This window comes from Kaistella sp. CFF1-2, assembly GCF_059509915.1.
In genome coordinates this window covers 561,530-584,566 of record NZ_JCAKLF010000002.1, presented here as the reverse complement: position 1 = coordinate 584,566, position 23,037 = coordinate 561,530, and the positions used below count along the sequence as shown (strand labels likewise).

At 37.1% G+C, this 23,037-nt stretch carries 19 protein-coding genes; 5 read left to right on the top strand and 14 right to left on the bottom strand.

What is annotated here, in order from left to right; genetic code table 11:
- Positions 1 to 4: 4 nt before the first annotated feature.
- Genes murD through mraZ form a run of 7 tightly spaced genes read right to left on the bottom strand, consistent with a single transcriptional unit; the run spans position 5 to position 7,832 of the window.
- A complete protein-coding gene (gene murD, locus AC5XHR_RS07830; RefSeq protein ID WP_495950218.1) occupies positions 5 to 1,333 on the bottom strand; it encodes a UDP-N-acetylmuramoyl-L-alanine--D-glutamate ligase in 1,329 nt (442 codons plus the stop codon).
- 4 nt (positions 1,334 to 1,337) lie between these two features.
- Positions 1,338 to 2,579: a phospho-N-acetylmuramoyl-pentapeptide-transferase gene (gene mraY, locus AC5XHR_RS07825; RefSeq protein ID WP_495950217.1), complete on the bottom strand. Its 1,242-nt coding sequence runs from the start codon at positions 2,577 to 2,579 to the stop codon at positions 1,338 to 1,340.
- Between the two features lie 15 nt (positions 2,580 to 2,594).
- Complete coding sequence (locus AC5XHR_RS07820) at positions 2,595 to 4,055, bottom strand: UDP-N-acetylmuramoyl-L-alanyl-D-glutamate--2,6-diaminopimelate ligase (protein ID WP_495950216.1); 1,461 nt, start codon at positions 4,053 to 4,055, stop codon at positions 2,595 to 2,597.
- A gap of 2 nt (positions 4,056 to 4,057) precedes the next feature.
- A complete protein-coding gene (locus AC5XHR_RS07815) occupies positions 4,058 to 6,049 on the bottom strand; it encodes a penicillin-binding transpeptidase domain-containing protein (protein WP_495950215.1) in 1,992 nt (663 codons plus the stop codon).
- Positions 6,033 to 6,401: an FtsL-like putative cell division protein gene (locus AC5XHR_RS07810; protein ID WP_495950214.1), complete on the bottom strand. Its 369-nt coding sequence runs from the start codon at positions 6,399 to 6,401 to the stop codon at positions 6,033 to 6,035. Before AC5XHR_RS07810 ends, AC5XHR_RS07815 begins: the two co-directional genes overlap by 17 nt.
- 19 nt (positions 6,402 to 6,420) lie before the next feature.
- Positions 6,421 to 7,314 (bottom strand): 16S rRNA (cytosine(1402)-N(4))-methyltransferase RsmH, encoded by an 894-nt coding sequence (rsmH, locus tag AC5XHR_RS07805; RefSeq protein ID WP_495950213.1) that lies wholly within the window; start codon positions 7,312 to 7,314, stop codon positions 6,421 to 6,423.
- A 47-nt stretch (positions 7,315 to 7,361) separates the two neighbouring features.
- Positions 7,362 to 7,832: a division/cell wall cluster transcriptional repressor MraZ gene (gene mraZ, locus AC5XHR_RS07800; protein WP_495950212.1), complete on the bottom strand. Its 471-nt coding sequence runs from the start codon at positions 7,830 to 7,832 to the stop codon at positions 7,362 to 7,364.
- A gap of 531 nt (positions 7,833 to 8,363) precedes the next feature.
- Between mraZ and AC5XHR_RS07795 the strand changes: the two genes are divergently transcribed.
- Genes AC5XHR_RS07795 through AC5XHR_RS07785 form a run of 3 tightly spaced genes read left to right on the top strand, consistent with a single transcriptional unit; the run spans position 8,364 to position 10,236 of the window.
- Positions 8,364 to 9,125, top strand: coding sequence for an alpha/beta fold hydrolase (locus tag AC5XHR_RS07795; RefSeq protein WP_495950211.1), 762 nt, complete (start codon positions 8,364 to 8,366; stop codon positions 9,123 to 9,125).
- 45 nt (positions 9,126 to 9,170) lie between these two features.
- Positions 9,171 to 9,812, top strand: coding sequence for a ribosome biogenesis GTP-binding protein YihA/YsxC (gene yihA / locus AC5XHR_RS07790; RefSeq protein ID WP_495950210.1), 642 nt, complete (start codon positions 9,171 to 9,173; stop codon positions 9,810 to 9,812).
- Complete coding sequence (locus tag AC5XHR_RS07785) at positions 9,787 to 10,236, top strand: GNAT family N-acetyltransferase (RefSeq protein ID WP_495950209.1); 450 nt, start codon at positions 9,787 to 9,789, stop codon at positions 10,234 to 10,236. Before yihA ends, AC5XHR_RS07785 begins: the two co-directional genes overlap by 26 nt.
- 46 nt (positions 10,237 to 10,282) lie before the next feature.
- Here the strand turns inward: AC5XHR_RS07785 and msrA are convergent, their stop codons facing one another.
- From msrA to AC5XHR_RS07760, 5 genes are all read right to left on the bottom strand, one after another.
- Positions 10,283 to 10,927, bottom strand: coding sequence for a peptide-methionine (S)-S-oxide reductase MsrA (gene msrA, locus AC5XHR_RS07780; RefSeq protein ID WP_495950208.1), 645 nt, complete (start codon positions 10,925 to 10,927; stop codon positions 10,283 to 10,285).
- Positions 10,928 to 10,983: 56 nt separating this feature from the next.
- On the bottom strand, positions 10,984 to 11,961 hold the full coding sequence (locus AC5XHR_RS07775; RefSeq protein WP_495950207.1) for an ROK family protein: 978 nt from the start codon (positions 11,959 to 11,961) through the stop codon (positions 10,984 to 10,986).
- A gap of 159 nt (positions 11,962 to 12,120) precedes the next feature.
- Positions 12,121 to 15,192: a preprotein translocase subunit SecA gene (secA, locus tag AC5XHR_RS07770; RefSeq protein ID WP_495950206.1), complete on the bottom strand. Its 3,072-nt coding sequence runs from the start codon at positions 15,190 to 15,192 to the stop codon at positions 12,121 to 12,123.
- Between the two features lie 121 nt (positions 15,193 to 15,313).
- Complete coding sequence (locus AC5XHR_RS07765) at positions 15,314 to 15,535, bottom strand: DUF2795 domain-containing protein (RefSeq protein WP_002662059.1); 222 nt, start codon at positions 15,533 to 15,535, stop codon at positions 15,314 to 15,316.
- A 149-nt stretch (positions 15,536 to 15,684) separates the two neighbouring features.
- Positions 15,685 to 16,710 carry a GDP-mannose 4,6-dehydratase gene (locus AC5XHR_RS07760; RefSeq protein WP_495950205.1) on the bottom strand — a complete coding sequence of 342 codons (1,026 nt, stop codon included), beginning with the start codon at positions 16,708 to 16,710 and terminating at the stop codon, positions 15,685 to 15,687.
- A gap of 50 nt (positions 16,711 to 16,760) precedes the next feature.
- Here AC5XHR_RS07760 and AC5XHR_RS07755 point away from each other — a divergent pair, with 50 nt between their 5' ends.
- Both AC5XHR_RS07755 and AC5XHR_RS07750 read left to right on the top strand, forming a co-directional pair.
- The gene (locus AC5XHR_RS07755; RefSeq protein ID WP_495950204.1) at positions 16,761 to 17,555 is read left to right on the top strand and encodes a DUF2797 domain-containing protein; all 795 of its coding nucleotides are present in this window, start codon (positions 16,761 to 16,763) and stop codon (positions 17,553 to 17,555) included.
- Between the two features lie 87 nt (positions 17,556 to 17,642).
- Positions 17,643 to 20,327, top strand: a complete 2,685-nt coding sequence (locus AC5XHR_RS07750; RefSeq protein WP_495950203.1) for a hypothetical protein — start codon at positions 17,643 to 17,645, stop codon at positions 20,325 to 20,327.
- Positions 20,328 to 20,371: 44 nt separating this feature from the next.
- Here the strand turns inward: AC5XHR_RS07750 and AC5XHR_RS07745 are convergent, their stop codons facing one another.
- Both AC5XHR_RS07745 and AC5XHR_RS07740 read right to left on the bottom strand, forming a co-directional pair.
- Positions 20,372 to 20,722 carry a hypothetical protein gene (locus AC5XHR_RS07745; RefSeq protein ID WP_495950202.1) on the bottom strand — a complete coding sequence of 117 codons (351 nt, stop codon included), beginning with the start codon at positions 20,720 to 20,722 and terminating at the stop codon, positions 20,372 to 20,374.
- 135 nt (positions 20,723 to 20,857) lie between these two features.
- The gene (locus AC5XHR_RS07740; protein ID WP_495950201.1) at positions 20,858 to 22,969 is read right to left on the bottom strand and encodes a prolyl oligopeptidase family serine peptidase; all 2,112 of its coding nucleotides are present in this window, start codon (positions 22,967 to 22,969) and stop codon (positions 20,858 to 20,860) included.
- Positions 22,970 to 23,037: the final 68 nt, after the last annotated feature.

The window sequence follows — 23,037 nt, the reverse complement described above, 5'->3', positions numbered from 1 at the left end:
TAACTTAGTTTGCCAACACGGCTTTTTTAAACTGCTCGCCTCGATCTTCATAGCTGTTAAAAAGGTCGAAACTTGCACAACATGGAGAAAGCAATACGGTATCGCCACTTTCTGCTAATGATTTGCACACTTTTACGCAATCTTCCATAGAAGATGTATCGTAAATTTGTTCCTTTTTATCGCGGAAGAAATCAATAATCTTATCGTTGTCTAATCCTAAACAAACAATCGCTTTTACTTTCTTCTTTACCAAGTCTTCAATCTCGGTATAGTCGTTTCCTTTATCTTTTCCACCAACAATCCAAATCGTTGGTCTGGTCATACTTTCCAAGGCGTAATACGTTGCATTTACGTTAGTAGCCTTACTATCGTTGATGTATTGCACACCGTCAATTTCACCAACAAACTCCAATCGATGTTCTACCGCTTGGAAGGTCATTAATGAGTTTCTGATACTTTCGTTGCTGATGTTTAAAAGCTTCCCTGCAATAGACGCTGCTAAACTGTTTGCGACGTTATGTTGTCCACGGATACTCAATTCTTCTACATTCATGGTGAAATCGTTTCCGATTTTTACCACCATTTTTCCTTCATCAAAATAACCACCTTCTTTCACTTTTTCTTTCATGGAAAAAGGAATTTTCTGCGCCTTAATTTCCAATTTTTTCAAAAGATTTTGACTCATTTCATCGTCTTTGTTGTAAATGAAGTAATTGTCATTCTCTTGATTTTCTGCAATTCTGAATTTCGCTAAAGCATATTCTTCATAATCGTAGTTGTATTGATCCAAATGATCCGGAGACAAATTCAACAACAGAGAAATATATGGTCTAAAATTTTGAATATCATCTAGTTGAAAAGAACTTACCTCCAAAACATAGTATTCAAAACTTTCATCAGCGACTTGCTTTGCAAAGCTTTTTCCGATATTTCCACCTAAACCAACATTCAATCCGTCATTTTTTAAAATATGATAGATTAAAGACGTGGTCGTTGTTTTTCCGTTACTTCCTGTAATCGCAATGGTTTTTGCCGTTGTGAATTCGGATGCAAATTCAATTTCAGAGGATAGTCGAATTCCTTTCGCTTGAATCTTTGCAATGATTTCCGCTTTTTTAGGAATCCCTGGAGATTTTACAATCCAATCAGCAGCTAAAATTCGGTCTTCGTCATGTTTTTCCTCTTCAAACGGAATGTCATTTTCCTCTAAAAGCTTTTTGTAGTTGTCGCGTATCTTTCCCTTGTCGGATAAGAAAACCTCCAATCCTTTCTTTTTGGCAAGGTACGCTGCACCAAAACCACTTTCTCCACCGCCTAATACTACTATTTTCATACTGTTATCTTACTTTTAGAGTGATGAGACATACAATTGCCAACATAACTCCAATAATGATCATTCTGTTCACAATTTTGCTTTCATGAAAACCTCCTTTTTGGAAATGGTGATGCAAAGGAGACATTCTGAAAAGTCTATTATTTTGAGCATATTCCAGCCCATATTTTCTTTTTCTGTATTTGAAAACCGCTACCTGAAGCATTACAGAAAGGTTTTCGATTAGGAAAATTCCACAAAGAATTGGTATTAGCAATTCCTTTCTTAGAATAATCGCTAAAACCGCGATAACTCCACCCAACATTAAACTTCCCGTATCGCCCATGAATACTTGCGCAGGATAGGTGTTGTACCAGAAAAATCCGATGACCGCACCCACCATGGCGACGGCAAAAATCGTTGTTTCACCCATATTGGGGAGGAACATGATGTTGAGATAATCTGCAAAAATGATGTTTCCAGAAACGTAGGCGAAAAAGGCCAATGTTAATAAAATGACCGCACTTGTTCCGGCTGCTAAACCATCAATTCCATCGGTAATATTGGCTCCGTTAGACACGGCAGTTACGATGAAAATTACAATGGGAATAAAAACTATCCAAGCCCATTCCTGACGCTCATCTTCATCCATCCAAAATAGAATTTGACTGTAATCAAATTCGTTATTTTTCGCAAAAGGAACGGTAGAAACCACTTCTTTTTCTGCTGGCATAAAGTTTTGCTCAACATTATTTCGGTTGACAACATTGTTGTCAGAATACTTTCTTTTAATGGTAATATTGGAGTTGTAGAACATGGTTATGCCCACAATTAGTCCCAATCCAACTTGACCAATAATTTTAAATTTTCCGCTAAGTCCGTCTTTATTTTTCTTTATTTTCTTCAGATAGTCGTCTAAGAAACCGATGGCTCCCATCCAAATTACCGTGATAATAAGCAATACGATATACACATTGGTAAATCTTGTAAACAAAAGAACGGGAATCAATGTTGCAATAATGATGATTAGTCCACCCATCGTTGGTGTTCCTTCTTTTTGTTTTTGCCCCGCTAAACCAAGATCACGAACCAATTCGCCCATTTGTTTTCTACGTAAAAAATTGATGATTTTTTTCCCGTAAACCAAGGCGATGAAAAGAGACATCAATACCGCCATTCCAGCTCGGAAGGAGATGTATTTTAGCAAGTTCATTCCCGGAATGTGGATTCCGTTTGCTGAAAGATATTCGTATAGATAGTATAACATGCGTTCTCTTTTTGTTTATTTACCCATTAACTGTAGCAGTTCCTGTATTGTTTCTTTGTCATCAAAATGATGCTTCTGCCCTTTGATTTCTTGATAGTTTTCGTGGCCTTTTCCGGCAACAACAACGATATCTTTAGGTTCGGCAAATTTGATGGCCATTTTTATCGCTTCTCTTCGATCCGGAATCGAAGTATATTTGCTGAAATACTGAGGCTCTACCCCGTTTTCAATTTCTTTTATAATTTGACCAGGCTCTTCACTTCGAGGATTGTCCGAAGTGATAATCGCTAACGTCGATTTTCGAGTCGCAATTTTCCCCATTTCGGGTCTTTTTGCATGATCGCGATCACCTCCACAACCGAAAACCGTGATTAAACGTTCGTTTTTTGTTCTGATCTCGTTGATCGTGTCCAAGACATTCGCCAAAGCATCTGGCGTATGCGCATAATCCACGATGAAGAAAATCCCTGATGGTGATTTGATTGTTTCAAATCGACCTTTCACACGGTGTAAACTGGAAATGGCTTTCAAAACATCGGTTTCATCAAAACCTAATTCAACCGCCGTTGCATACGCTAAAAGCAAGTTGTAGGCATTGAATTTCCCTGTTAATGTTGTCCAAAGTTCATGTCCATTAAAGTTCAACAACATTCCATTCAGATCCGCTTCTAAAAGCTTTCCGTGGAAATCTGCTAAAGTTTTTAATGCATACGTTTTTTTCTTTGCTGATGTATTTTGCAGCATCACCATTCCGTTTTTGTCATCAATATTGGTGATGGCAATTGCTTCCGATGAAAGTTCATCAAAAAAGCGCTTTTTAGCTTTTAAATATTCATCAAACGTATGGTGATAATCCAAATGATCATGCGTAAGATTGGTAAATCCAGCAATTTTGAAATGTAAACCTTCGGTTCTGTTTTGATGTACGCCGATAGAACTAACTTCCATAAAAGCGTATTCACAACCTGATTCCAAAGCGTCATTTAAAATTCTATTGATATTCAGAATATCTGGAGTGGTATGCGTTGAAGGAAAAAATTGGTTTCCAATACGAATTTCAACTGTTGAAATCAACGCACATTTGAAACCTAAATTGGTAAAAAGTTCAAACAACAACGTTGTTGAGGTTGTTTTTCCATTCGTTCCTGTAATTCCAATTAAGTTGATTTTCTCAGAAGGATTTCCGTAAAAATTGGAAGCTAATTTTCCTAATGCTTTCGAAGAGTTTTTAACTTGAATATAGGTTACTACTTCATTTCTTGTTGAAGGAAGAGTTTCACAAACAACAACGTTCGCTCCTTTTTCAATCGCAGAATCTATAAACGAATGCCCGTCAACTTGAGTTCCAGGAATGGCAACATACAGCGCGTTTGCTTTCGCTAAACGGCTGTCGAAAACGATGTTTTCAATCTCTTTTTCAAGAGTTCCGATCGTTTCCAAAGTGGGAATTCTATTTAAAAGTTCTGTTAGTCTCATTCTTAATTTTGTAATGTTAGGTAGATTCTTTGGTTCTTTTTGATTACAGTTCCAGCGCTAGGAAACTGATCTTTAATCTTTCCAACGCCTTTATAATCTACTCTATAGCCATCGTTTTCCAATTGTGGAATCACGTTTTTTCCTATTAAACCGACAACGTCGGGCATACTTCCTTGGCTCACTTGCACTTTCGTGTTTGGTGCAACCATTTTTCCTAAATCCACCTTACGATCCACCAACATTTCTTTTTCGATGTTTTGTGGTGTTTTTAAGAAAGTTTTACCAGCAATTTCTTTAAAAACTGGTGCGGCAACGGTTCCGCCGTAAAAACCTTTAGAAACATCCGGTTCACTAACCATGACATAACATGTATATTTTGGTTTGTCTGCAGGATAAAAACCAGCAAAAGACGCACGGTATTTCATTGGGCCAGGCAGCCAATACTCGAAACGAGCGGTTCCTGTTTTCCCTGCCATTTTCAGGTTAGGCGTAAAAATGCTTCGTCCAGTTCCTTTTTCGACCGCTTTTGTCAAAGCACTTGTCATCATTTTTATGGCTTTTTCTGAAGCCATTTTCTTCACCATAACTGATGGTTGGGACTGAAACGTTACTTTACCATCTTTCATGATTTTATCAATGAACAAAGGCTTTAGCATAGTTCCACCATTCGCAACTCCATTGTAAAAAGTGGTTAATTGCAAAATATTATAGTTGGTTGCGTATCCAAACGATGTCGATGCAAAAGTTCCTTTGCTCCATTTAGAATGCCCAGGGGTATAAACAAACGGTTTTGTTGCTCCCGGAACTTCTAAATCCAATCGATCCATCATTTTCCAACGCTTCAAATGATCTAGGAACACTTGAGGTTTATCCGCATAGTATTTTGTAATTAACTTGGCTGTTCCGACATTACTTGATTTAGCCAAAACATCGCTGATGTCGTACGTTCCACCGCCATGACCATCAGAAATTCGTTGTCCAGCGTAATTCCAAACGCCACCACCAACATTTACCGTTGTATTTTCATCAATAAACCCATCATCCATTGCCGCCAAAAGCGAAACCGTTTTGAATGTTGAACCCGGCTCAATTCCATCTTTCAATGCGTAATTGTAGGCATCAACATAAACTCCAGATTCGGTTCTTTTAAGGTTGACTAAAGCTTTAACTTTCCCCGTTTCGACTTCCATAACAATCACAGTTCCGTGTTCTGCATCGAATTGAGTCAATTGTTTTTCTAAAGCTGAACTTGCAATATCTTGAATTCGCAAATCCAACGTCGTGTAAACATCTTGTCCATCGATCGGGTCACGAACTTTCCAGTAATCAATTGGTTTCCATTGAGAAGAGTTGACTCTTTGCTCGTACCGTGTTCCGTCAACACCAGAAAGATATTTGGAAAAAGCACCTTCTAAACCTGATTTGTAGGTTCCATTGTCCATTCCGATGGTTCCAGCTCCAATTTCGGAGGTTGCTAGTTCTCTACGATATTTTCTATCAACGATAAATCCACCGCGATTTTTTCCTTTTTTGAAGATTGGGAAATTTCGAATTCGATCGTATTCATCGAAATCTAAGCCTTTTACCAAACCATAATATTGGTTTTTCTTCGCTTTTTGTTGATCAAAAATAGAACGGTAATGACTTCTTGGTTTTCCAAACATCGCACTTAACGAATCCGTTAGAGCCCCAATATTATTTTTGTAAACGGTATCGCGTATTGTTTTGAAATCCAAATAGATATCGTAACGCATAACGGTTGTTGCCAAGATGGATCCGTCCGCAGCATATAAGTTTCCACGAGCTGCTTTTAAAGTTGCTTCACGATAATTCTTGTTGATATAATCAGCTTTAATTTCCTCAACATTGGTGTTTTGAAGAATAATAATTCTCCCAAGGAAAATAGCGAATAAGACGAATGCTGCCGCCGTAAAAAGGTAGCCCCATCGCAATGTTTTTTTGCGCTTTAGATCGTACTCATTTTGTTGTGCCATTCGCTGTGCTGTCCAATTTTATTAATAGCTTATGTGGGTGACTTTCAAGTGGTAAAAGCGAGTCTTTCACCATTTGCTTCCCAAGCTCAGATTCCATTTTTACTTTAATCAACTTACTTTGAGCGTATGCATTTCGAGATTTGTATTCCTCGGTTTGCTCTTTTAGCTCATTTACCCTTTCGATTTTGGCTCCTACCAAGTGGTTGGAGTAAATCATGATCATCATCAACACAAAAATCAACAAGAAATACTTGTAATGCGTTTTGAGTTCGTCACGATTCAAGAAATTTCCTTTTATGATATCCATAAAAGTGAGTTTCTTGCTGGGTTTATATGTTCCTTTTTTCGCCAAAGCGGTGTTTATCTATTTTTTATACTTTGATTCCGATTCTCATTTTTGCACTTCGTGCACGAGAATTTTCCTCGATTTCATCATCATTTGGGATGATGGCTTTACTCTGAAGCAACTCAAATGCTTTTTTGTAATTTCCATAAATATCCCGTTCTGGTTCCCCTTCAAACATTCCGTTTTTCAAGAAACGCTTTACCAATCGATCTTCTAGCGAGTGATATGAAATCACCACCAATCGTCCTTCGGGCTTCAAAACATTGTATGCTTGCTGCAACATTTCCTTCAAAACCTCCAATTCTTCATTTACTTCAATACGGATGGCTTGAAATATCTGCGCAAAAAATTTATTTTGCTTGTGAGCAGGAATAAAACTGAATACTTTTTTCAAGTCTTCCGTTGTTTTTAGTTTTCCTGTTTTTCTATGATTAACAATGGTTCTTGCTAATTTTCGTGCTTCGCGAAGCTCTCCATAATGGTAAAAAATGTCCGCCAATTGTTCTTCTTCATACTCATTAATTACTTTTTGAGCATTTAGCGTTTGCAAAACATTCATTCGCATATCCAATGGGCCATCGTTTCTTGTGGAAAAACCACGTTCTGCTTCGTCAAATTGATGCGATGATACACCCAAATCCGCTAAAACACCGTCCACTTGAGAAACGCCATACATTAAAAGTGAATTTTCTAAAAATCGAAAATTCTGATTAATTAGGGTAAAACGAGGGTCGTCGATTGTATTTTTTAAGGCATCCAAATCCTGATCAAAAGAATACAATTTACCCTTTTCGGAAAGTCGGCTTAAGATTTCTCGTGAGTGGCCGCCTCCACCAAAGGTGCAATCCACATAGATTCCGTCTGGATTGGTCACCAGATCATCCACACTTTTCTTCAGCAAAACCGGATTATGATACATTTTCTTTTAGTTTTTGATGTTGTGCTTTTTTATGTGCTGCAACACAATTACGAATTATCTTCTGTAAAATCGATGGAACCCATCACCTCTTCTGAAAGCGATGCAAAATCTGCTTCATTGGTTTTGATGTTTTCTTCATAAGCTTCTTTATCCCAGATTTCAAAAAATTCACCAACTCCCGAAATCACAATTTCTTTCTGAAGGTTAGCAAATGTTTTTAGATCTTTCGGAACCAAAATTCTTTCCGCTTTATCAACTTCTACTTTTTTCACTCCAGCTGTAAAAAGACGGATGAAATCAGCATTTTTCTTAACAAAACGATTCAGTCCATTGATCTTGTTCATGAGCTTATCCCAAGGTTGCAGCGGGTAAACTTCTAAACATTTTTGAAACACGGCTCTCTTAACAACGAGCTCGTTGTCAGGAAAGTTTTGCAAATGTTTCATAAGAGCAGTCGGCAATTTCAGCCTGCCTTTCTCATCAATTTTGCATTCGTATGTCTCAAAAAAATAATTCATTTGGGACAAATTTATATAATTATTTCTAAACTTTCCCACTTTTTCCCACTTTTTGACTTAATGTGGATAAATTTTGAATTTTTGATGTAAAATGCTGATTAATTGAATTTTAATCAACCCAAGAACAAGCTTCGATTTTTGATTTTATTGCTGAAAAATTGATTGACAGCGGATTAAAAAGGAAGTCCATTTTCTTAGAATTTTTAGAAGGATTTGATAGGAGTTTTTCCCAAAATTTTTGCAAACGTAGGGACAAAAAGAACTGCTTGCAAGGAAAGAACGTCTCCTGTGGAAAACTAATTTAGCATAAATTAATTTTCGATTTTGTAACCGCTTCATTCATGGCTGAGTAGAACCTAAAAATTTAGTTTGAAAGCATTTTTCTGGAATTCTCGAATTAGAAATCTTGGGGTTTTGATATTAGCTGAATATAAAAACTTGAAAAAAACCTTGATTTTGGCTAAATTCTTTCTTAATTTGCTCCTTCACGATTTGAGATTTTGTATTTTTGCGTTTCATTACAGTTGATGTATGATTTTTAAAACTAAAAAGGAAAAGAAATTTAACTTTATCGAAGAGGGGGAAGGACATCCCCTTGTCCTGCTTCATGGGCTCATGGGCGGGCTAAGTAATTTTGATCAAATGATCCGTTTCTTTTCTGAGAGAGGTTACAAAGTAGTGGTGCCACAATTGCCCATCTACGATTTGCCAGTGCTTAATACCAATTTGAGCGCTATAGCAAAATATGTTGCTAAATTTATCGACGAACATATACAGGAACCGGTTACCATTGTTGGAAACTCGATGGGAGGGCATATTGGCCTAATTTTGACAACAACAAGGCCTGATCTTATACAGAATTTAGTTCTTACAGGAAGTTCTGGACTTTACGAACGTACTTTTGGAGATAGTTTTCCAAGAAAAAGCGATAAAGACTATATTAAAAGAAAGACTCAAGAGGTTTTCTATGATCCCGATGTTGCCACCGACGAATTGGTGGATGAGGTTTTTGGGATTGTAAACGACCGAATGAAAGGCATAAAAACGGTGATGCTAGCAAGAAGCGCCATCAAACACAATATGCTAAACGACTTACCAAATATAAAATGCCCGACGTGCATTATTTGGGGAAGACAAGATAATGTAACACCACCAGAAGTGGCCGAAGATATGCATAAATACATCCCCAACTCCAGTCTTTTTTGGATTGAGCAATGTGGACATGCGGCCATGATGGAAAAACCAAAAGAGTTTAACGAGATTCTCTATAATTGGTTAAAAAGTATTCAATAAATTCACAAGCCATTGAGATTTCTTAATGGCTTTATTTTTATCAGTATGGTTATTAAAACATCAGATTTTGTAAAAAGTAGTGGGCGTTGGCAAGAATGTCCAGAGCCTATAATGCCCGAATATGCTTTTATTGGGCGATCCAATGTTGGGAAATCGTCGCTTATTAATGCGATCATGAACAAAAAGGATCTCGCGAAAACATCGGGAACACCAGGAAAAACTCAACTTATCAATCATTTTTTGGTGAATGAAGAGTGGTTTCTTACCGATTTGCCTGGTTATGGATACGCGAGAGTTTCCAAATCAACGCGAAAGGATTTTGAAAAACTGATTACCAATTATATATTGAACAGAAAGAACTTGGTGAATCTTTTTGTTTTGGTTGATGTTCGTCATACGCCGCAAAAAATTGATTTAGAATTTATCGAATGGTGTGGTGAAAGCGGTGTTCCGTTTTCGATTGTTTTTACCAAAGCGGATAAATTAAAACCCAATGCAGCAGTGAAAAATGTAGAAGTTTATAAGCAAGAGCTTTTGAAAACGTGGGAAGAAGCGCCTATGATGTATGTGACTTCGGCCGAAAAGAAAGAGGGAGGAGGTGCTATTTTGGATTACATTCAAGATATGAACGCATATTTGAAAGAAAACAATATTCGATTTGATGAGCAAACTGGTTTGGAAGGCTAAAACATTTGATGAGATTTCAACAAAAGAGTTGTATCAAATTTTAAAAGCGCGAAATGAGGTTTTTGTTGTAGAACAAAACTGTCCTTACCTCGATACCGATGGAGCGGATGAAAAAGCATTGCATCTATGGGCAGAAAATGAAGGAGAGGTTTGGGCGTATTGTCGTTTGTTTTCTCAGGGAATTAAATATCCAGAAGCATCTATTGGTCGTGTTTTAACAACGGAAAAGAGTAGGAGAAGTGGCGTAGGAAAGCAAATGATGGTGTATGCCGTTTCGTGCATTGAAAACGTTTTTCATACTTCTAAAATTCGAATTTCAGCTCAAGATTATTTACTTGATTTTTACGGATCTTTTGGTTTTGTTGATACAGGAAAAAAATATCCGGAAGATGATATTCCGCATACGGAAATGCTTCGGAAGTAATATTTAAATATTAATAAAAAAGAGACGAACAACTTCGTCTCTTTTTTTATTTCAACCATCCTAATTCGGAATATTGTTTTTTAAATTTTTGAATCTTTGGACCAACAACAGCGCTGCAATAGGGTTGGGTAGGGTTGGCGTTGTAATAGCCTTGGTGATAGGCTTCTGCTGGCCAAAACTTTTCATAAGGAGCCAATTCGGTTACATACGTTCCTTTCCATCGTCCAGATGCTTCCGACGTTTTTATCGCTTGTTTTGCTCTATTTAAATCCGCCTCGTTTTGATAATAAATCACCGATCGGTATTGCGTTCCGATATCGTTTCCTTGTCTATTAAGTTGCGTTGGGTCGTGTAAAAAGAAAAAGACATCCATTAATTGATCGTAAGAAATAATCGCTGGATCGTAGGTGATTTGTACCACTTCTGCATGGCCAGTTTCTCCTGTACAAACCTCTTCATAGGTTGGGTTTTCTTTATGTCCGCCAGAATATCCAGAAATCACTTTATCTACCCCTTTTAATAGGTGAAAACAGCTTTCAACACACCAAAAGCATCCGCCACCAAAAGTGATTGTTTCTAAGTTTTGATTGTTCATTACAGGGTCTTGTTTTTTGGGTTGTTTCGCTTTTGTATCCTGACCATTGCAGGAAATCATACTAAAAGCGAGTATAAAAATAAGAAAACGGAACATAAGCCGAGTCATTTTTAATGCTAAAAAACGCACCCGAAGGTGCGTTGTTGTTTTTATTATAGTCTTTTGGTTTCCCAAACTAAGGCACTTGCCCCTAAAATAGCTGCATCTGCCTCATCCAATTCACTAAATACCAAAGGAACTTTTGCTCTAAAAATAGGTAAAAGGTTGCGCTCCATATGAAGTTTAGTCGGTTTCAATAAGAAATCGCCTGCTTTGATAACACCACCAAAAAGCAAAATAGCTTCAGGCGAAGAAAACATCACGAAGTTCGCTAAGGCTTCACCTAATTTTTGTCCTGTATATCTAAAAACCTCCATGGCTGTTGGATCGCCTTTAATAGCACATTCATGAACGGTTTTTGAGTTGATTTCTTCTTCAGGATATTCGTTCAACATGGATTCTGGAAACTCAGCACGGAATTTCTTTGCCGTAATCGCAATTCCTGTTGCCGATGCGTATGCTTCTAAACAACCTTCAGAACCCGTACTCCAATGTTTTCTCCCTCCAGGTTTTACAATCGTATGACCTAATTCACCCGCAAAACCATCGTGTCCATAAATTAATTGCCCGTTCGAGATGATTCCACTTCCTACGCCCGTTCCAAGTGTAATCATGATAAAATCTTTCATTCCTCGAGCAGCACCGAACATCATTTCTCCTAAAGCTGCTGCATTGGCGTCGTTCGTCATCTTACATGGAACACCGAATTTTTTGCTCATCAACTCAGCAAAATTAATAACACCTTTCCAACGTAAGTTGGGTGCATGTTCAATCGTTCCGCGATAGTAGTTCGCATTAGGTGCACCGACACCAATTCCATCAAAATTGGAATTAGGGCTATGTACTTTAATCATCGGTTGGATGAGGTCGTAAAGCGCATCAATAAAATCTTCTACATGTTCATATTCATCTGTTCGGATATTTCCTTTAGAAAGGATTTCACCTCGATGGTTCACCAAACCGAATTTCGTATTGGTTCCACCAATGTCTATTCCTAATGCAACCTGCCTTGATAAGTCAACTAATGCCATTGTTTAAAATTGAGACAATAAAATTAATAAAAAATTAAAAAATGAGGAATAGTATCGTTACGAATTCTTTTTTATATTGTAAATCATTCGTTTTATGGAATGAGTATAAATAAAAAAAGCGAGCCCGAGGCTCGCTTTTTCTATTTTGATTTGCTTGAGTTAAGCAGGAATTTCTCCTCTGTACAAGAATGAAACAATTTCTTTGTTCATCTTATCCATCATTTCGCTGAATAGGTGGAAAGATTCTTGTTTGTAGATAATCAACGGGTCTTTTTGTTCGTAAACGGCTCCTTGAGAAGATCTTCTCAAATCATCCATTTCACGAAGGTGTTGCTTCCAGTTGTCATCAATAATAGCCAAAGTAATGTTCTTTTCGTAATCATTGATTAAGCTTTCGCAATTAGTTTCGTTTGCTTTTTCAAGGTTTGTCACGATAGTCATTGTCTTATTACCATCAGTGAAAGGAACCTGAATCATCTTAAACATACTTCCTTGATTTTGATAAACGTTCTGAATAATAGGTAACGCTTTCTCTTTCATCAAGTTTAGTTTGTTTTGATAATCTTCTTGAGCCGCTTTGAAAACAATATCCGTAAGTTCTTTTACTTGCTTATTTTTGAAATCGTCTTCACTTACTGGAGATTCCATGGTGAAGTTTTTAATGATTTCGTATTCGAAATTTTTGAAGTCACCTTCGTTTTTACCATTGTTAACGATAGAGAAGGAAACGTCGTAAATCATATTCGCGATATCGTACTTCAAGTGATCTCCGAACAATGCATTTTTTCGACGTTTGTAGATAACGTCTCTTTGCTTGTTCATCACATCATCATATTCCAACAACTTCTTACGAACACCGTAGTTGTTTTCTTCTACTTTTTTCTGCGCTCTTTCAATGGATTTAGAAATCATCGAATGCTGAATAACTTCACCTTCTTTATGACCCATTCTGTCCATCATTTTCGCAATTCTTTCCGAACCGAATAGACGCATCAAGTTATCTTCCAAAGAAACGTAGAACTGAGAAGATCCTGGATCACCTTGACGACCCGCACGACCTCTTAACTGTCTGTCAACACGTCTAGAATCGTGTCTTTCTGTACCAATAATTGCTAAACCTCCGGCGTCTTTTACTTCACCAGTCAATTTAATATCGGTACCACGACCAGCCATGTTCGTTGCAATCGTTACAACACCAGGTTGTCCAGCTCCTGCAACAATTTCAGCTTCTTTTTTATGTAATTTCGCATTCAATACTTGGTGCGGAATTTTTCTTAATTGCAATGCTCTAGAAAGTAATTGAGAGATTTCTACCGAAGTTGTACCCACAAGAACTGGTCTTCCAGCCGATGTTAATTTCTCTATTTCCTCGATTACCGCATTGTATTTTTCACGGTTTGTTTTATACACTAAATCGTGACGATCATGTCTTTGGATTGGTCTGTTAGTCGGGATTACAACAACATCCAATTTGTAGATTTGCCATAATTCACCCGCTTCTGTTTCAGCTGTACCCGTCATCCCCGCAAGTTTGTTGTACATACGGAAATAGTTCTGTAAAGTAATTGTTGCAAACGTTTGTGTCGCCGCTTCAATTTTTACATTTTCCTTTGCTTCGATTGCCTGGTGAAGTCCGTCAGAATAACGTCTCCCATCCATGATACGACCTGTTTGTTCGTCAACTATTTTTACTTCACCATCAATAACAACGTACTCATCATCTTTTTCAAAAAGCGTATACGCTTTAAGTAATTGACTCATGGTATGTACACGTTCTGATTTCTCAGCAAACTCACCGAAAAGTCTTTCCTTTTCTGCAAATTCTTCGTCTTTCGTTAGGTTTTTAGACTCCAATTCTGCGATTTCAGTTCCGATATCTTGCAATACGAAGAAGTTAGGGTCTGAGTTTCCTTGGGACATGTATTCAACCCCTTTATCAGTAAGGTCTACTTGATTATTTTTTTCATCAATCACGAAATATAGGTCTTTGTCAACCTTCGGCATATCGCGATTGTTATCTTGCATGTATTGTGCTTCAACTTTCTGTAAAAGCGCTCTGTTACCACTTTCCGAAAGGAATTTAATCAATTGTCTGTTTTTAGGAAGACCTCTGTAGGCTTGAAGAAGTTTGAAACCTCCTTCTTTTGTGTTTCCTGCAGTGATTAATTTTTTCGCTTCGTTGAAAACTTGCGTAATGGTCTTTTTCTGAATTTCAACAATACGGTCAACCGATGGTTTTAAAACATCAAACTCTTGTCTGTCTCCTTGTGGAACAGGACCAGAAATAATCAAAGGCGTTCTTGCATCATCAACTAAAACGGAGTCAACCTCATCGACAATTGCAAAGTTTAGATCTCTTTGAACTAATTCTTCTGGAGAACCCACCATGTTGTCTCTCAAATAATCGAAACCAAATTCGTTGTTGGTGCCGTACGTAATATCCGAGTTGTATGCTTTTCTTCTAGAATCTGAATTCGGTTGGTGATTATCGATACAATCGATCGTCATTCCGTGAAATTGGTACAATGGTCCCATCCAAGCCGAGTCTCTTTTTGCAAGATAGTCGTTCACCGTTACAACGTGAACTCCTCTTTCTGGAAGCGCATTTAAGTAAATAGGAAGTGTTCCCACAAGGGTTTTACCTTCCCCAGTTGCCATCTCGGCAATTTTACCAGAGTGCAATACCACACCACCAATAAACTGAGTGTCATAGTGAACCATGTCCCAAAGAACCGGCGTTCCTGCCGCGTTCCATGTATTTTTGAAATGAGCTTTGTCTCCTTCAATAGTAACAAAATCTTTGGTTTGAGAAAGTTCACGGTCCATATCGTTTGCCGTAACCGTTAAACCTCCGTTTTGAGCCAATCTTCTTGCTGTTTCTTTTACTAAGGCAAAAGCTTCAGGAAGAATTTGGTTAAGCACTTTCTCTTCAAGATCGTAGGCTTCTTTTTTCAAAACTTCAATTCTTGAGAAAAAGCTTTCTTTTTCATCAATATTGGTAGACGTTGTGATTTTCTCGTTTAATTGTTCAATCTCACTCGTCACATTAGCCGAAGCGGCTTTGATTTTTGTTTTGAATTCTGCCGTTTTTTCTCTCAATCCGTCATCTGAAAGCTGTTGGATTGCTGGCTCGGCTGCCTTTATTTTAGTAACTACTTTTTTCACTTCTTTCAGGTCGTTGGCGTTTTTGTCCCCCAAAAAACCCTTTAGAATATTGTTTAAAAAACTCATAAAATGTTTGCTTTATGCCTAGTGCTAATTGCAGTAAGCGTTTTTAATAACACGGATTACGTGTATATGATATATAAAAAATAGAATAAGCTTCAGGCTTAGTACCTAAAGCTTATCGCTTTTAATATTCGTCTTCGTTCCAAAGGAAATCTTCATCCGTTGGATAGTCGCTCCAAACCTCTTCAATGGACTCATAGATTTCTCCTTCGTCTTCGATTGCTTGAAGATTTTCTACCACTTCCATTGGTGCTCCAGTTCTAATTGCGTAATCAATAAGTTCTGCCTTGGTCATTGGCCAAGGTGCATCGCTTAAATATGAAGCCAATTCTAATGTCCAATACATATGTATAATATTTTTTGCAAAAGTAAAAAATTAGATGAGATTACAAAGTTTTTCTACTCTGATTTTCAATTATTTTGTCCGAAATTTTGGATATTTTTTCAGATTTGATGTGAATCGTGAAAAGCTCGCCATTTCCGACTATTTTTTCATCATTTTGACAAAAACCATTCCACAAATTTTTTTATGCCATTTTGGAAGGTTGTTGTCGGTCGATAGTCAATTAATTTTTTTGCTTTGTCAATATCTGCATTGGTGCAATTAACATCGCCAGGTTGCATGGGGAGCGGGTTTTTAATGGCTTTCGTGCCCATTTGAGACTCGATCGTTCCTAGCATTGTGTCCAAATTAACGACTTCGCTTTCCCCCAAATTTATAATTTCATACACGTTATTGTGTTCTTCAAGATATTTTACCGATTTTAAAATACCATCAATAATATCATCAATATACGTGTAATCTCTTGCTGTAGAGCCATCTCCGTAAAAAGGAATCTCTTGGTGGTCCGCAATTAGTTGTGTGAATTTATGTATTGCTAAATCTGGTCTTTGTCGTGGTCCATACACCGTAAAAAACCGCAATTGAACCATATCAATATGATACAAATGATGATAAACGTGTCCTAAAATTTCACCGCATTTTTTGGTTGCTGCGTAGGGTGAAATGGGTCTATCAACATTGTCTTCTTCCGAAAAAGGTATTTTCTCGTTATTGCCATAAACGCTAGAAGATGAGGCGCATACGAATTTTTTAATGCCATATTCTTTGCACAATTCCCAAAGATTCATTGTTCCTTTGATGTTTACTTCTTCATAGTCTAAAGGACGTTCAATAGAAGGACGAACGCCTGCTAAAGCCGCAAGATGAATCACCAAATCAATGTCTTCATTCGCGAAAATAGTTCGAAGTCCATCAATGTCACGAATGTCTTGGTAGACAAGTGAATATGTGGTATGTTGCGTCGCGTTGACTAAGTTTTTAATATCCGTTTCTTTAGAATTAGTTAAAGAAAACTCGGTAGAATAGGGTAAACTTTCTAATGTATTTCGGGTTTTGATACGATAATCGTAAAAATCATCAAAATTGTCCACATTAATGACAGAATGTCCATTGTTCAAAAGAGCTTCCACCAAGTGCGAACCAATAAAACCGCTTCCGCCTGTAACCAGATATTTCATAACCTTATATGTGATGCAAATTTATTACTTTTACTTCTAAATTTCATCATATGCTTTTTCAAGGACAAATTCTTAAAATGTCAAGTGTTTTGGCAGAGCCCATTCAATATTATCTTTCTTTATCAGTCGATTTGCTGAATGTGAATCAACTTATCGGGAAAACGTTAACTGTAAAACATACAGGGTATGAATGCGTGAATTGTCATCTTGATAAGCCTATTTATCGGATGGGATTTTGCAAGCAATGCTTTTTTGAAAGTCCTTATGCGAGTGAAACGATCATTCGTCCCGAGCTTTCAACCGCGCATCTTGGAATTGAAGAGCGAGATTTAGAAGTGGAAAAAGAAATTCAATTGCAGCCGCATATCGTATATCTAGCGTATACGGGCGAAGTGAAAGTAGGTGTAACTCGTGAAACGCAAGTTCCAACACGTTGGATTGATCAAGGGGCAACTTTCGCCTTACCAATTGCAAAAACGGAAAATAGATACGAAGCGGGAATGATTGAAGTTGCGTTGAAAGAACACGTTCCTGATAAAACCAATTACAAGAAAATGCTTCAAGATGATTTTGAAGACGATTTGGATTTGGTGGATTTCCGAAATAAAATTGAAACGTATTTTCCACAAGATTTCGAAAAATTTTATTCGGCACATGGAGAAATCGTTCAGCTCGATTATCCGTATCAAAAACCAGAAAAAGTAACCGCGTTTACTTTGGACAAAAAACCTGAATTCACGGCTGTTTTAAAAGGGATTAAAGGCCAATATTTACATTTTGAAGGCGATCAATTTCTTAATGTTCGTAACCATGAAGGTTATGTGATTGATTTAGTGGTTTCTTAATTCTTTCTCAAAGTTTTCAAAATTTCCACTCTTTTCGTTTCTAGAGGCTTTTTCCTTTAGTTTTGTATTTGATATTGAATTACAATGATGAAAAATAAATGGGTGCGGAAACTAGCCATTGCTTTAGGTGTGATTTTAGGAATTGTGCTTTTAGCCAATTTTGCCTTCAACACTTATCTTAAATATCAACTTCCGAAAGTCATTCAGAAAAACTCGGATTATAAAGTTCAATATCAAAGTCTAAATGTCGATTTAGGTACCGGAAACATCTTGGCGACGGGCATTCAGGTTCAAAATAAAAATCCCAATAACCAAAACGTTATCGGCCTTGAAGGAACGATAGATTCCTTGAAGATAAGTCGCTTCGGAGTATATGATGCCCTATACAATAAGATGATTAGCTCCGAGGATTTGCTTTTGGCGAAGCCTAAACTAAAAATTACGTTGGCTAAACCAGTGAATGAAAAAACGGGCAAAAAGCCAAATCCTGTGAAGTTTGAAAACATCCGTATACATGAAGGAAATATCGAAATTTATAAACACGATCGATCCAAGTTTTTTAGTGTTCAGAATCTGAAACTGGATGTTGAAAACCTTCAAATGACAGAAGAATCGGTTGAAAGCGAACTTCCCGTTGTTTTTGATCATTATGATATTCAAGGAGATAATTTTTATTTCCGTCCAGACCAACGTTATGCGATTTTTGCCGAAAAAGTAGCTACAGACAATGAGCAAATGCTAATTTCTAAATTTCAGTTGCTTCCGCAACTATCGAAAACGGACTTTATTCGACTGTTTCCTAACGAAAAATCCTTGTTTACATTTAAAGCTCAAGCGATGACTTTTAAAGATATCGGGTTGAAAAAGAAGAATTTGAGTTTGTCTAAAATCAATTTCCTAAATCCTGAATTAACGATAGAAACCACCAACGCACAACCGAAAAAGAGTAGCAAACCTTTGGCTTTTGAAGTAAGTTTGGATGAGGTTCAATTAACCAATGCAAAAATTAAAATCAAACACCCGAACGATCAAGATTTTGTTTCTATTGGTGATATGACGATGAATGTTCAAAAAATCAAATTGAACGAAACTACAGCTCAAGAAAAACTTCCAGTTGCGTTTGAAAAGCTTAGCGTAAAAGGATCGGATGTTAATGTTAGCACCGATGAACAGCTTGTTCATTTGGCTAATTTTGCCATCAACGAAAAGTCGGGTGATTTTCGAGATTTGGTTTTTAAAGCCAAGTCCAAGTCAACACAAAAAACGGTGGCGGATATGAGTTTAAAGCAATTGAATTTAAAATTAAACTCATGGGGATTTGAAAACAAGAAACTAAAATTAGATGTAAATACTGTTTTAGTCGATCAACTCAATGGAACAATTACCGCTTCCGGAGCCCAACCTACGAAGAAAAAAGCCGATTATAGCGCAATTCTATTTCCTTTAAAAGTGGGGAATGTGGTTTTGCGAAACTCGAATCTTACGTATGATAAAGGAAAACAGCCGCTTGAATTTAAAAAACTAAATGCATCGATAAAGGCGATTGAAATGAATGAACAAACGGTGAAAAGCGCCATACCATTCAAATCGCAATCGTTTAGCATTTCAACTGAAAATTTCAAATACAAAACGAAGTTTTACGACCTGTCGAGTCAATATGTTCAAGTAGATAAAAACCAATTAAAAATTGGGAAATTCAGCATGAAACCTCGCTACACGCGTACGCAATTCATTCGGATGATTCCTTCTGAAAAAGATTTGTACACGATCTCAATCAATCAAATTTTAATGAAAGGTGATTGGAATTTGATTTCAAGTAATCAATACATCAATGCGCAGGAAGTAACTCTCGATGGCATGGATGCTAATATTTTCCGAAGCAAAGTTCCCAAAGACGATTTAAGCATAAAACCGTTGTATTCGGAAGCGCTTCGATCGATTAAATTTCCCATGTATATTGCCAATTTGGATGTTAAAAACTCAAAATTAGAATATGAAGAAGATACACCCAAAAGCGATGGACCAGGAACTTTGACCTTTAGTGGTTTTAATTTGAATGCAAAACATTTGAATTCTGGAAAGATGAAAGGAAAGCCTACGGCAATACCAATTACGGTGAATTGTAAGTTTTTTGATGTTTCGCCAATGGTTGTTCGATGGAATATGAACGCGGCGGATCATGCCGATAATTTCAGTATTGCGGGGAATTTTTCTAATCTACCAGCGGTACGAATCAACCAGTTTGTAGAACCGTATTTGAAAATAAGAACAACGGGAACGATTCAAGATTTGAAATTTGATTTTAAAGGAAACAGAAACGGAATCGGAGGGAAACTCAATATGCAACATAAAGATTTTAAGGTTTCCATTTTGAAGCAAGACGGGGCCAAAAATAAAATTCTATCTACTGTTGCCAATATTTTTGTGAAATCCAATTCGGGTGATTATCCAGAAAGTGTTCTCGTAGAAGGCGTAAAGAGAGATCCAACGAAATCGTTTTTTAATTTATTTTGGAAAGGGATTGAAGAAGGCTTAGCAAAAACTTTGGTGGGAACAAGCATTGTGAAAACAAAAGAGAAAGTGAGCAATGTGAAGGAGAAGTCACAGAATGTAAAAGAGGCCGTAAAAGGTGCTGGACAAAAAGCAGGAGATAAAGTACGGAGTATTACAAAACCGGGAACTACTCCTACGGAGACACCAACTACAGAAGAGCCTAAAAAAGGTGGTTTTTTTAAGAACGTATTCAAGAAAAAAGAAAAGGCTGAAGAATAAATTCTGCAGCCTTAACTTTCAATAGTTTATTAAAAAAGAATGTTTTAGTGGTCGAAATTATATTCGTCTTGTTCGTCAACAGGGATATCACGAATAAAAGTATCAAAAGCATCACCAGGATAATTACTATCAACACCGTACACGTCAATAATAATTCCTTTGTTTTGATAGTGATCCTGAATCACATACAATATGGCATTGTCATCGGGATCACTTGCCCCTTCAAAGCGATACGTTTTCAGTATAACTAAATCTTTAGGTTGATAATCGTGATCCGTATCTTGAAGTGACATTTTTCCGTTCTCATCCATGCGAAACTCTCGTTGTATGCCTTTTTCCTTTGCCAATTTCGCCATCACTTGGCTTAATGTAGACATGGGTGTGAAGTTCTCCATAACAAATTGTTTTTCTATACAAGTAAAAATAGTAGGATTATACTAAAAAGTATTATAGGTATTTTATTTTCTGTTATATAATTAAAAAAAGCCCTAGATCATCTAGGGCTTTTCACTTTATTTAGAAAAGACGATTTATTTTTTTAAGGATTTAATCCCCATTTCATAAAGCGCAAAGCTCATTAAATCGGTGTTTTCTCCAATAACTTGATCGGTAGATCTTCCCGCACCGTGTCCTGCATTAACCTCGATTCTTAAAAGAATTGGGTTGTTGCACGCTTGCTTATCTTGCAACTCGGCACCAAACTTAAATGAATGCGCTGGTACAACACGATCATCATGATCACTCGTAATAATCATTGTTGACGGATAACAAACGCCTTTTTTCACGGTGTGAACAGGCGAATACGACTTCAAATATTCAAACATTTCTTTGTTATCTTCAGCAGTTCCGTAGTCGTATGACCAACCTGCTCCCGCAGTAAATTTGTTATAACGAAGCATATCTAAAACGCCAACGCCAGGGAAGGCAACTTTAGCTAAATCTGGGCGCATCGTCATCGTTGCACCAACCAATAAACCACCGTTTGATCTTCCGGAAAGCGCCATGTATTCTTTAGAGGTATAGCCGTTTTTCTGTAAATATTCTCCAGCAGCGATAAAGTCTTCGAATACGTTTTTCTTCTGCATTTTTGTACCTGCATCATGCCATTTTTTACCGTATTCACCACCACCTCTAATGTTTGGAGCTGCATAAACACCGCCATTTTCCATCCAAATTGCATTAACAACAGAGAAAGCAGGAGTAATACTTGTGTTGAAGCCTCCGTAACCGTACAGCATCGTTGGGTTTTTACCGTTTTTCTTCAATCCTTTTTTGTAGGAAATCATCATTGGGATTTTTGTTCCATCCTTAGATGTGTAGAAAACTTGCTCTGAAACGTAATCTTCTGGGTTGAATTTTACTTTTGGCTTCTGATAAACCTCAGATTTACCTGTATCTGCATTGAATTTATAAATCGTTCCTGGAGTAATATAGTTGGTAAAAGAATAGTACATTTCTTTTTCCTCTAGTTTTCCACCAAAACCACCAGCAGTACCGGTTCCCGGAAGTTTAATTTCACGAACTAACTTTCCGTCAAAATCCAATTGTCTGATGTATGAAATGGCATCTTTCATGTATTTTGCAAAAATATAACCACCACCTGTAGAAACGCTAAGAACGTTTTCGGTTTCAGGAATAACATCCGTCCACACTTTTGGATTTTTAATGCTGAATTTCTGCAACTTCATGTTTGGCGCATTCTTATCGGTCATGACATACACGTCGTCTCCTTTCGTATCTACAACATGCGTATTATAATCGAACCCTGTTTGAATTGGTGTAAATTCTTTTGAATTTCCTTTCAAATCTTTTAGATACAATTCGTTTCCGTTGGTTGCGTTGGATGCGTTAAGAATTAAGAAACGCTCATCTTCAGAAACGCCTAAACCAAGATATCTTCTCTTGAAATCAGTTCCCCCAATAATCATTTGATCTTGGGATTGCTTCGTTCCTAACTTGTGAAAATAGATTTTGTGCGTATCGGTTTGCGCCGTAAGAGCACTTCCGTCTGGCTTGTCATAGCTAGAATAGAAAAAACCTTCGTCACCAAGCCAAGCAACGCCTGAGAATTTTACGTCAACTAAGGTTTTGTCGATTTGTTTTTTTGTGTTAGCGTCAAGAATGATAATTTTATTCCAGTCGCTTCCACCTTCAGAAATTTTGTACGCAACAAGATTTCCTTTTTTGTTGAATGAAATTCCGGCAAGCGATGTTGTTCCTTTGTCCGAAAACTTGTTGGGATCCAAGAAAACGTCTGTTTTTCCACTTTTATCAGTTCTGTACAACACCGATTGCGCTTGAAGACCGTCATTTTTATAGAAATACGTATAGTCTCCTTCTTTGAAAGGTGAACCAATTTTTTCGTAATTCCAGATATCTTTTAGCTGTTTTCTGATTTCTTCACGAAAAGGTATTTGGTCTAAATAATTTTTAGAAAAAGCAACTTCCCTTTGAACCCAATCTTTGGTATTTGCCGACATATCGTCTTCCAACCAGCGGTACGGATCTGCTACCTTAGTACCAAAATACTCATCTACATGATTTCCTTTTTCCGTTTTAGGATAAACCATTTTTGAATTTTGTGCATTCATAAATGAAAATACAGCAATTGCACCTAGTGCAACTAGTGATTTTTTTGTCATTTTAATTTAGATTTTCCCAAAAATAGGGTTATTTGATGAATTTAAGGTGTCAAAGATTAACAAACTTT